This window comes from Pseudoneobacillus rhizosphaerae (assembly GCF_917563885.1).
Classification (GTDB): domain Bacteria; phylum Bacillota; class Bacilli; order Bacillales; family Cytobacillaceae; genus Pseudoneobacillus; species Pseudoneobacillus rhizosphaerae.
In genome coordinates this window covers 188,973-200,279 of sequence record NZ_CAKJTG010000006.1, presented here as the reverse complement: position 1 = coordinate 200,279, position 11,307 = coordinate 188,973, and the positions used below count along the sequence as shown (strand labels likewise).

The 11,307-nt window shown below is 34.4% G+C and carries 11 protein-coding genes; 4 read left to right on the top strand and 7 right to left on the bottom strand.

Annotated elements, in window-relative coordinates; translation table 11 throughout:
* Positions 1-1,217, top strand: a 1,217-nt coding sequence (locus LRP83_RS06990) for a M20/M25/M40 family metallo-hydrolase (protein WP_230495970.1), incomplete at its 5' end; no start/stop codon positions are given.
* Positions 1,218-1,391: 174 nt separating this feature from the next.
* Here the strand turns inward: LRP83_RS06990 and LRP83_RS06985 are convergent.
* The 4 genes from LRP83_RS06985 to LRP83_RS06975 all read right to left on the bottom strand — a co-directional run bounded on the left by LRP83_RS06985 (position 1,392) and on the right by LRP83_RS06975 (position 4,577).
* Positions 1,392-1,922, bottom strand: a complete 531-nt coding sequence (locus LRP83_RS06985) for a hypothetical protein (protein ID WP_230495969.1) — start codon at positions 1,920-1,922, stop codon at positions 1,392-1,394.
* A 317-nt stretch (positions 1,923-2,239) separates the two neighbouring features.
* Complete coding sequence (locus LRP83_RS06980; protein WP_230495968.1) at positions 2,240-3,337, bottom strand: type I restriction endonuclease; 1,098 nt, start codon at positions 3,335-3,337, stop codon at positions 2,240-2,242.
* 191 nt (positions 3,338-3,528) lie between these two features.
* Positions 3,529-3,660 carry a DUF6946 family protein gene (locus LRP83_RS23365; RefSeq protein ID WP_435531332.1) on the bottom strand — a complete coding sequence of 44 codons (132 nt, stop codon included), beginning with the start codon at positions 3,658-3,660 and terminating at the stop codon, positions 3,529-3,531.
* Positions 3,661-4,103: 443 nt separating this feature from the next.
* Positions 4,104-4,577 (bottom strand): hypothetical protein, encoded by a 474-nt coding sequence (locus tag LRP83_RS06975; protein ID WP_230495967.1) that lies wholly within the window; start codon positions 4,575-4,577, stop codon positions 4,104-4,106.
* Between the two features lie 257 nt (positions 4,578-4,834).
* Here LRP83_RS06975 and LRP83_RS06970 point away from each other — a divergent pair, with 257 nt between their 5' ends.
* The 3 genes from LRP83_RS06970 (at position 4,835) to LRP83_RS06960 (ending at position 7,564) form a co-directional block, all read left to right on the top strand.
* Positions 4,835-5,755 carry a DMT family transporter gene (locus LRP83_RS06970; protein WP_230495966.1) on the top strand — a complete coding sequence of 307 codons (921 nt, stop codon included), beginning with the start codon at positions 4,835-4,837 and terminating at the stop codon, positions 5,753-5,755.
* A 17-nt stretch (positions 5,756-5,772) separates the two neighbouring features.
* A complete protein-coding gene (locus LRP83_RS06965; RefSeq protein ID WP_230495965.1) occupies positions 5,773-6,267 on the top strand; it encodes a cysteine dioxygenase in 495 nt (164 codons plus the stop codon).
* 442 nt (positions 6,268-6,709) lie between these two features.
* Positions 6,710-7,564: an alpha/beta fold hydrolase gene (locus tag LRP83_RS06960; RefSeq protein WP_230495964.1), complete on the top strand. Its 855-nt coding sequence runs from the start codon at positions 6,710-6,712 to the stop codon at positions 7,562-7,564.
* A gap of 289 nt (positions 7,565-7,853) precedes the next feature.
* Here LRP83_RS06960 and LRP83_RS06955 read toward each other — a convergent pair whose 3' ends face one another.
* The 3 genes from LRP83_RS06955 to LRP83_RS06945 form a co-directional block, all read right to left on the bottom strand.
* Positions 7,854-8,738: a TIGR01777 family oxidoreductase gene (locus LRP83_RS06955; protein ID WP_230495963.1), complete on the bottom strand. Its 885-nt coding sequence runs from the start codon at positions 8,736-8,738 to the stop codon at positions 7,854-7,856.
* 554 nt (positions 8,739-9,292) lie between these two features.
* Positions 9,293-9,832: a hypothetical protein gene (locus LRP83_RS06950; protein WP_230495962.1), complete on the bottom strand. Its 540-nt coding sequence runs from the start codon at positions 9,830-9,832 to the stop codon at positions 9,293-9,295.
* Between the two features lie 284 nt (positions 9,833-10,116).
* Entirely contained in the window at positions 10,117-10,878 is a 762-nt protein-coding gene (locus LRP83_RS06945) for a DUF4184 family protein (RefSeq protein ID WP_230495961.1), read from the bottom strand.
* Positions 10,879-11,307: the final 429 nt, after the last annotated feature.

Sequence of the window (11,307 nt, the reverse complement as noted above, 5' to 3'; positions counted from 1 at the left end):
TTGAACGATTGGGTGGTCAGGTACAGGTGCTTGATGAATGTCCAGGTAGTAATCCTGTCATTTTGGCAACATTCGAGGCGGGTCCAAATGGGAATAGTAATAAGACATTACTGTTCTATAACCATTATGATGTTCAGCCACCAGATCCGTTGGAAGAATGGGATTCGGTTCCGTTTGATTTGACGGAGCGAGATGGCAAGCTTTTTGCTAGAGGCGTAGCTGACAATAAGGGCGATTTGATGGCGCGCTTGACGGCGATTGAGGTGTTACAGAATTTGGCTGGAGGCTTGCCTTGTAATGTGAAATTCATCATTGAAGGTGAAGAAGAGATTGGCAGCCCAAATCTTGCCTATTATTTAGAAAAATATAAACACCTACTTCAAGCTGATGCCTGTATTTGGGAGCATGCAGATCGTGATGAGAAGGATCGAGTCCAGCTAATGGCGGGTGTAAAAGGTATGGCGTACATGGAGTTAACGTGTGAAAGTGCCGACATGGACTTACATTCTAAACTTGGGGCAATCGTTGAAAATGCAGCCTGGCGGCTAAATCATGCTCTTTCTTCTATGAAAAATAACGAGAATGAAATTCTAGTAGAAGGATTTTACGATGGGATACAGCCCCCTACTGAAATTGAAAAAAACTATATTACTAAAATTCCTTTTGATCAAGAAGCAATTAAAGAGCTATATGGTTTGAGGCAGCCGTTCATCGCTGAAAATCCTAATGAAGCTTTGGTGTTAAACCCAACGATGACGATTTGTGGCTTTGAAAGTGGTTATTATGGTGAGGGATCGAAGACCGTTTTACCGAAAAAAGCTATAGCAAAGCTTGATTGTCGTCTTGTGCCTGGTCAAAATCCAGAGCATATTTTTCAATGTATCCAGTCACATTTAATTAAAAATGGCTACTCGGATGTAAAAATCAAACTGTTGAATAGTGTGGGACCTTATCGCTCAGACCTTTCCCACCCGTTTGTTAGTTTAATGGTACGAACCGCGGAGGAGATTTACCAAACAGAGGTCATTCTCTCTCCAAATAATGCTGGTACAGGACCGATGGCTGACTTTGGAAACCTACTGCAAATACCGATTGTTAGCACCGGTGTCGGCTGGGTCAACTCCCGCTTGCACGCACCGAATGAAAGTATTCGTATTAGTGACTATGTCGAGGGAATAGCCCATATCGCTCACATCATTAGAGAATTCGCCAGATAAGTATAGGTACAAGGCTAGTAACCGATTCCAACTAGTTATTTCTAAATAAAAATTGAAAAAAAAAGACGATTATTCTGCATGAATAAAGCAGAATAATCGTCCTTTTGACTCAAAGTAAATGAATCTCTAATGTGCCTTCTGAACACTTAGCCTTAAGCAAAATCAAGAAAAACACTAATTTTTATTATTACTTTCAAATGCTTTTAGTTCGTTCCAAAATAAGTTGGAAGTTTTGGAGTTTGGGTTAGAAAGTTCGCGATACCATAAGATTTGATTATCCCCTAAATTTTTATCTACTTGTTTCAATACTTTGATGATAAAATTTTTATGTTCTTCTATCTGGCTGTTGAGGTCAATAATTTTATCGTTATCCTTGTTTTTGACTGCCGTTGACAAATCCCAATACAAATTCGATATATGTTGAAGCTGAACTCCTATGATTTGGTACTTTCCACCGATTTTATTAAAATTAATGGCATTCGCTTGTAACTCACCTATATGCCGCTCTAACAGGACATCGCCTTTATCCTTTTTTAATTCTTCTATCCAAAAAGTAGATGGTCCGTCTAAGTCAAAAACAGTGTTTCTAACAGTGTTTAGATATTCTGACCCGATGGATAGTTTAAAATTATTGTTTTGTCGATGTTGATAATAGTTAAAACTAAGTGAAACAATAAATAATAAGAGAAACACATTTTTCATCATTTTTCTTGAGTTGATATTTATCCCCCCAATTCCTAATTAACTGACTAAATTGACCTGTCGAATAGGGTTTCGTTTCCTCAATATTACCACAATTTCAATTATTAGTTGTAATATTCCGATAATGTGAGGTTATGCGGCTACAAACTCTGATTTACAATTCGTGATACTACGTCAAGAAAATATATTCAGATTTTCTTGCACTAGTATCAATTCATAAAAAATACTTTTTCCAACTATAAAAAATAGGAACTGTCCCATGCTCCATTTGAAGCAGAAAACCGTCCCCTGAAACACTTGCTTTATTAATTTTTTTTATGTTAAGTACTCGACAGTGTAGAGGTATTATCAAACTGTCTGGCAACACTTACTATTTCCGCTCTATAGTTCATAATATCGTTAACAGAATCGATTTTTAAAAAAGTTTTCTTCTCATCATTCAGCTGGATATACTTATTAGTCGAATTAAAACCTAAGCGACACACCCATTTTCGTATAGAATCATCTAATAAAACATTAAAGTAGCTTTTATTATCACGATAATAAATTCTTGTTGGGTCAATGAACTCCTTAAGTATGAGTTTTATTAGGACATATCCTTCAATTTCTTCTTCAGTTGTGATTACTTGATCTTTATTATCTATTTCTTTTGATCCGTTTTCCTCATTTGAATGCTCACTCTGAACTAATTGCTCTCCTGAAGCAGTCGATTTTAATGCTTTCTGTAGTTTTTCATTTACTTTTTCCGTAATAAATTGGCTCATTGATTTTTTTACAATATCTCTAAAACTATCAATTACCTTCTTTGTCTTTACTCCGGGATAAACATCATTCAAAATATGTTTAACTATTTCATCACTAGGGTCCTCCCATTCCCTTGATAAGAGGATTTTTATCGCATTTGTAAACTTTAGTTCTGATGCACTGTTTAGCACATTTTCAATATTGAAATCACTTTTTCTAAACTTGGAAATTTCATAGTATTGACTATCTTTTAAATCAAGTAAATTAAAGGTAAAAAACGGTTTATCATCCATTTTATTTGGCTCATCTAAGTCAGTAAATAATTTGTATTCCATTCCATTAGTAAGAATAGCGAATTTTGCCTTAGTCGTTCCAAAATAACGATATAATTGCGAATCATGCTTTTCCAATTTTTCATTAATACTTTTAGCTTCAATTAATATAATTGGATCATTTCCCTGCATAATCGCGTAATCAATTTTCTCTCCTTTTTTTATTCCTACATCAGCGATATATTCTGGTACCAGTTCTTGTGGATTAAAGACATCATAACCAAGCACCTGAATAAAAGGTAAAATAAGTGATGTCTTCGTTGCCTCTTCTGTAAGAATATTTTCTCTAATTTTTTCAAAACGATTAGCCAATGCATTTAATTGTTGAGTAAATTGCTCCAAAATGATTCCCCCAATATATTCTTTTATTTGAATATATGAGAGCAAATTATTAATAAAGACATCAACACATAATTTAATTTACCTAGAACTTTAAACCAAATTACGATATCCAGTCAGTTGAGAATTAATCTCTTATTACTCGATTTACTATTAATCCTTCTTTCGGGAAGTATGAGAAAGTTTTACAAATTCTACATAGTCTTCAACCCATTTTCCGGTCTCATTAATGAATAAACGGGCATAATTGAATTTTTAGTATTTACATTACTTGCGTGAAGCAATGCTGAGGCAGCTCTATGTATTAATTGGTATCTTTTATATATGTTGCCCGAAAAACATGCCGGGTGGGTTTTTCGTTTTTTTGGTGACAGGTCCCCTCGTTTATCGACACTTGCCTTGTCGATAGAGAGAGGAGAGGAAGAAGGAGTTCGTATTCCAGCTTTTTTTGCAAATCGGACAAATATACCAGTGTTTTATAATAATGTATAAACAGCTAAAGTAAAAAATAAGCGGAGATTTTCCGGTTAAATTCAGAATGGAGCTCGTTTTTGGTTAAATAAGGGTAGGTTTTCCGCTTATGCCAAGCAAAATCCCCGAATTTCCCGTTTTTTGAGTTCATAGGCGGAATCTCTCCGTTTATTAAAGCTTTTTTCAATGCTATTTGCTAATTAAGCGAAATTTCTCCCTCTATTTATTAGTTCGGGTACTGAAGAATATTAATTAGACACCAACTCCCTAATCTTCATTCTATAATCGGTAGCAGAATTCAACCCTTAACTCCTCTGCCGTTTTCCTTTTTCGTTTCAAACATATTTTGAGATATTTCATTTAATTTTCGTAAAAATCGATTGAAACCAAAGCCAACGAAAAAGGCAAAGCTAATCTGTGCATATGGAGTCTCTTTATAATCTACAAATTCAATCATTAATACTCCACTCTGAATTAAAGTAACCGCTACAACTGCTGTACCGGTAGCGAAAATCGGATAGAAAATGTACATAATCCAAACTCTATAATCGGTTAATTCATCCTTCATATAATGGGAACAAAACATATAAAGATGACGTAATGACGCACCGATTGCACCAGCAAAAAAATAATATAGAAAAATTTTTAATTTAGGGATAAATGGTAGCGTATCTTCTATTGCCCCTGTCCACAAAATTCCGACCGCAATAAAACTCCCAAAAAACAGCATAAAAAGATAAATGAGAACAACCGCCTTTAACCACTTATTCACGGTTTCACCCCCGCTTCAATTACTCTATCCTATGATGTGTTAACTTTAGAAATACTGTTACCTTTTACCTTCTTCAAAATTTAGGTCTCCGGTACCGACAAAGGACATTTGTTCGCCTTGAAAATACAGCCACTTATTTCATTGTAACTACGTTTAATTTATTTTTACCCATTAAAACTATGATGCTTATTACTAAGGTATCTAGGACAAGCATATGATTAAATAAAAATCTATTTTTCAAATGGAGAATGCTCAGGATGGCAAATTTCAGTGGAAAGTTAACTTCATCGTTATATGCGTTGATATCTATTAGTTTTTGGGGAGTTTCTTTTGTTTCGACGAAGGCTGTTTTAGAAAAGCTTGATCCCTTTTCTATAATAGTTATTCGGTTTGGAATAGGAGCATTATTTTTGTTGTCAATCATATTATTACAGCGTAATCGCTTATTAGTCTCCCTTAGGTACCTTCCGCATTTAATCGTATTAGGCGTATTTGGAGTATTTGTTCATCAAGTTCTCCAAGCAACGGCCTTGTTGGCCATTAATGCATCTTCTGCCGGATGGCTCATTTCGTTTTCCCCAATTTTTACGGTCATACTTTCCATGCTATTTTTACATGAAAGGATGACTATCAAAAAGGCTGCTGGGATGATATTGGCGATTTTTGGAGTAGTACTAGTCACCACTTCAGGAAGTGGTCAATCCTTTGAGATCCAAATCAATATTGGATTCATACTTATGTTATTAAGTACATTAAATTGGGCTGTTTACTCTGTGTTAGTAAAAAGATTAAAAATACCTTATCCCCCTCTTGTTGTAACGTTTTATATGAGTCTTATCGGATTAATACTTACAACACCTTTTATCATTCGTACTAAAGGGTGGGAAGCACTATCTCTTTTAAACTATACGGAATGGTCTCATTTAATATTTCTAGGAGTGTTTGTATCAGGGATTGCCTATTGGTATTGGGGGAAAGCGCTTGAAGTATTGGAAGCTTCTAAGGTTTCGATGTTTCTATATTTAGAGCCTATTACCACGTTGATAGCAGCGGTTTTGATCTTGCATGAAAAGGTTTTTTTCATAAATGTTGTTGGGGGAATTGTTATTATTTTTGGAGTGATTGTTGTCAACGGTCAACTAGTGCGCATATTATTTAATCTTAATAAGACAAAATGACAATAGGAGGACGTCTGATGACTTTAACAACTAAGTTAGAGAATGTTCTAGATTCCTTAATAAGCCCAACTAAAACAGAGTTAAAAAATGCTCTTTTGCAATTAGATATCACAGTGAATGATCTAGCAAGTTTGCCCGAACCATTCGAGGGTAAACCCTATAATCGAAAGCTTCTTTATAAAAATAAGGAAGTTGAGATGCTTGTGATGAATTGGTCACAATTAGAGTGTGCACCTCATGATCATGGTGATTCACATGGTTGGATTCAAGTACTTTCAGGTACATCTTTAAATACGGTTTATGAGATTAGTCAGAATGGACTGCCTACTGAATTGTTTCACGAGTTTCATCATAAAGGGAAAATATATTTTGCTCCGAAAAAGGGAATTCATAAAATGAAAGCTTCGAACGAAACCGACTTAGTTACTCTTCATCTATATTCCCCACCTATTACTGGAATGAAGGTTTATGATTTAGAAAAATGTGCAGCATGCGTCGTATCAGACGATTGAGGTGCATGGTGGCCTGATGAGCAGTATCAAAAGTTGAAAGAGATAAAACTAAAAAAGTTACTTTAAAAATAATGTCGCTACTGATTTTGTGGACACAGAATCCCTAACTTGAACAATTATGGCTTCTTTTGTACTATTGAGGACACATAGTCCGTTAATTACAAATTTCCAATAAAATATACCCCATTTTCATAAAATAGAGGGATTCTTAGTCCGCAAACACTTATAATGTTGGCTATATAACCAATTAGAGGAACCAATGTCCGCAAACATTTCTGAACAGCAAATCTCTGAAGTGCTGAACAATCAGTTTCAAAATATCCTTGTATATATACTTTTTGTTATATGAAATGATTGGTTCTATAGCAAGGCTCTGACAAGACTAATTAGGTTTTTGTCATGTTATAGTAAGGAAATTTCAGTTTTTAGGAGCGAAAAAAAGATGATTGAAAGAATAGTAGACACTAACGGTGTTAAAATTCAGTTTTATGAGAGTGTGAATCAGTCAAGAGAGGCTATTGTTTTTTTACATCCCCAAGGTAGTTCTTCTAAAGTTTGGCGTAACGTTGATGACCATTTTTCAGATTATCAAGTGATTTTGATGGATTTACGTGGACAGGGTCATTCGGACCGGCCAGAAAGTGGCTATGATATTGAAACCTATTGCTCTGATATTCTTGCAGTGTTGGATGCTTCAGAGATTGTGAAAGCTCATTTTGTCGGGAATTCGTTAGGTGGAGATATCGCAACTGCCTTTGCGGCAATGTACCCAGATAGAGTTATCTCATTAACGAATATTGATTCCGGGATGATTGATTATATAGGTGTTGATGGCGAAAGACAGATTAGCAAAGTTGAAGTTTTGGAAGAGTTTAGGAATAGAGAGATTAAAAGTTTTGCCACTAAAGAAGAAATCCTTCAGTATGTCGAAAGTATATTTCCAAAAGAAATCTGGACTACATATTTTGAAGAGTGGTTTAAATTTGTTTCGATATATGAAATCGAAAACGGGCAAGTTTCTTATCAAATCCCTGTTCGAATCAATACACAGATTATGGCCATGGTTTGCGACTTACATTACAAGGATCTGTATCGCCAAATAACTTGTCCTATTCTTTTCCTGCCTGCGGAAAAAGAAGACCATTTGCATACTAAGCTAGCTTATATTGAAGAAGCAAGTAAATATACACAAACTCGATTGAAAATCATTCCTGGCTCTAAGCATTTAATGGTTCTTGACCAACTGAATGAGGTTTATCGTGAAATTTATGATTTTGTAAATTCAGTTTCGCTTTGAAACCAGATAACTAGGGAACCGTAATCCCGCCACATCAAATCTAGATACATTCACAAAGAAGAGTTATCGTTTTACTTTTATTCAATTTTTATATTTGCGATTCCTCGATATTACTTTTTTTAGAAAGTGAAAGCTCTTCTATATTTTACTGACACTTAAAAGATGCAGAGTTCACGTTTCTCACGCTCCTTAATGCACGAAAGGATGCAGTCTCATGCTCTCAAACCTATAAAAAGGTGGGAGCATGAGAAACTTCTCCATATAATCCACGTATAACCCTTCGCACGTATTAAAGGATATCCTGCAAAGTCTTATCAAGCGTATTAAATGTAAACCTGTATCCTTCTCTTTCCAATCTCTCCGGTAACACCCATCGACTTTTCAAAACCAATTCCGATTCCGTTCGAATCATCACAGAAGCGATTTCGAGTAACCACTTGGGAGATGGCAAACCGATCGGCATATTCATTGCTTTTCTCATTTTTTTCATGAACTCTCGGTTACTAACAGGTTCTGGAGCCGAGCAATTAAATGTTCCACTAAGATCCTCTCTTTTGTTCAAGAAAAGGACGATCCTAAATAGATCTTCAACATGAATCCAACTAAACATCTGGTTACCCGAACCTTGGATACCACCAAGACCAAACCTAACTAAATTCATATAAGGCGTCATTACTCCGCCATCCTTACCCAATACAATGGCGATTCTTAAGGCAATTTGCCTCGTTTTCGGTAGACTGAAAGAATAAAAGGTTTTTTCCCAGTTAGTTGCAACATCTACTGAGAAACCTGAACCAATCTCACCGTTTGCTTCTGTCATCGGACGGTCCGCCGCATGTCGATATATGGTTGCTGTACTAGAGTTGATCCAAAGTTGCGGAGGATTTTTACAGGACAAAACGGATTCACCAAGTATTTTAGTTGTTTCCAACCTAGAATTCATGATTTCCTTTTTATTCGCTTCGTTATATCGACAATTCACTGATTTTCCAGCTAGGTTAATCAGTAACTCTCCATTTTCTAATGCATCAATAATAGCTGCTTTATCATTCCAAGATATATGCTGTGGCTGTCTTGAAATATGTTTCACATCATAGCCTAATTCTTTAAATTGTTTCTCAAAATATTGACCAATGAAGCCCGTTCCTCCAGCTAAAATCACTTTCTTTTTCATAGTTTTACACCTCGATTTTATGATGCGCTTTGCTCACTTCAGAAATTCTTTGAAAGTTTCAATTGTTTCATAAACTTCTTTTCATAACAACTATATCATCCTTTGGTGAATATATAAGGATAGCTTCTGTTTGCTTTTTGTAAAACTCCTTCATTTTTTCAGAAGTTGATACTACAAATTTATAAAGAGGTTCTTTCAGAGGTAAAATAATTAGTTTTCCGTATTTATTTATTTATGTTTTTCGTAATAACAACAGATGTAACTTTGATTTTCATCTAAAGAAATCATTTTATTGGAACAACCACAAACAAATAAGAATAAGCTTATTAATACTAAAAAAGTAGATTTCTTGAAAAATTCCACTTAACCAACCATTTCATTAATTGCTTATAGCACCCCTTCTAAAATATTCCATATCTCTTTTGCAAATACCTTCATTCTGTTAAGACAAAAAAGCCGAGATAAACAAGTCTTTATGAATAAAAACTTGTATAATCTCGGATCTCACCATGAACATATTATGGCATAATCGCCATCGTTAGTTCCCTAACATTTTATTTCTTTAACTCAGGACTCCAAGGTGGTTCTTTTCCAATATCCACGGTAAGCTCTTGTCTTTTTAACCCCAATTTCTCAGCGTAATAGTCAAGCATTTTAAAAACAGTAAAACGATGATAACTTCCATTATTATATTGGGGTTCATTTCTTCTGATTGGATCTATCTTCCAAAGTGGAATAAAAACTCTTCCTGTATTATCGTTATTTTCATTGATCGGAACGCTGAAGTCGATATACTCGTTAAATCCATTTGCAACTGCTATGACTGTTACTTCCCCCATGTTTTTCATAGGAAACCTTGGATCTTTATTCATTGTAATAGGTATTTTTGCTTCTCCATCTGAATTGGTTAGTTTAGATCCAATAACCTCACCAAAGGAATTGATTACAATAACTCGAGCTTTACTTATTGGTGGTCCATATTCTTCAAGACCTATTATTACTTTGGCGGTTAATATTGCTGATACTGTGTTATCTTTTGATTCCCCAATAACTGATAAAGATGGAAAAAGAATAAATAGAATTAAAAATATCATAAGACTTTTTTTAACCAAGGATTTCACAACCTTCTTTTAGTTATGTCCTCAGTATTTTTTGATTTTATACTTGATATATACAAGTTATCGCTTGTATTACCTGCCATTTTTCTAAAATGGGCAAAAAAAGCTGAAGACAAAAAACCTGTTATTCCATTAGGAAGCTTCATTAATTACTTCCCCCTTTATTGAAATCTAATAATTAACTCCCCTATTCTTTTTCCACAATCACGCTATCATAATATCGGCTGATTTTGATTCTTACTAATGAAGGAACGCACCCGTTACTTTAATAAAGACTCTGCTATTTTTGTTCTAATTAAATGATTAAAATATAATGAAACAATTAACAAACTAATCAAAGCTGAATCAATTATTCGGACAACGATAATACCATAGGATTCTATCGAAACTTTATCGATGAAATACCATAAACAAAATAAAAGTATAGTTAACAATGCCAATTGCCCCCAATAAAACCATTTTTGTTTTGGTCTTGTACTCACGTCATCTATACATCTATTCTTTGCTGTTCTAAAGTACATATATCCTATGATTGCAATGATACCAACTATTGTGCTACCGTGCTGAAGGAATTTAAAGATGGGAATGTTAAAATCAAAAATGTGAACATTATAAGTAAGTATTGATAAGTTCCTCACCATATAACCTACTATATGAGTGAAAGTATCCCAGAATACATGGGTTAGCATTCCAAACAAAGCCGAATATAAGAATACTATTACTTTTAACAACTTTGTTGAACTTATTTTTTGAGAATAGGTGTCTTGCAAAATATATGGCAAATGGCTAAATAACGTTCTATGTATAGATGTCTTATAAATCAAATAAACAATTATAACGATAGGAAGATTAAAAATGAAAAATCCTATAAGGGTATGACCAATCTCGCCATACGGCTTTCCACGTAAGAAATACTCAAAATCAGGTGACATACTTCCTAATACCATCGCTAAAAAATTTACATATTTACTATTCCTTGAAAAAGGTAAAACTGCTGCTGGATGAGCAAAAGTCAACGGCATCTATTTTCACTCCCTCGAAATACGCCTTCCAAAAAACTCCATTCCTGTTTCATTGTAACATAGCATTCTTGTAGTAACCTGCTTGCTTTTTACAATGAAAAATAAACCAACCAAAATTATACAGCTAGAATAAAAAACTGCATACTTCTGACAGGTTTTGAATCTTGCTGAGGGAAGAAAAGTACTCCATTACCTATTTAATAAAAGTGGAAAAAATATTTATTACATCCTTGTGATTAAATACCCTAATAACCAAAGTCCGATCATAATAATACTAATTATTATAGTGATTGCGGCTAATAATAATTTATTCTGTTTTTTACTGTTGATTAAACCAATAATAATACCGCCAATAGCTGTGAAAAACCAAAATACTCTTACAATTTGTGTAGAAAAGTTAGACAAGTTGTTGTGAAAATATAAGATTCC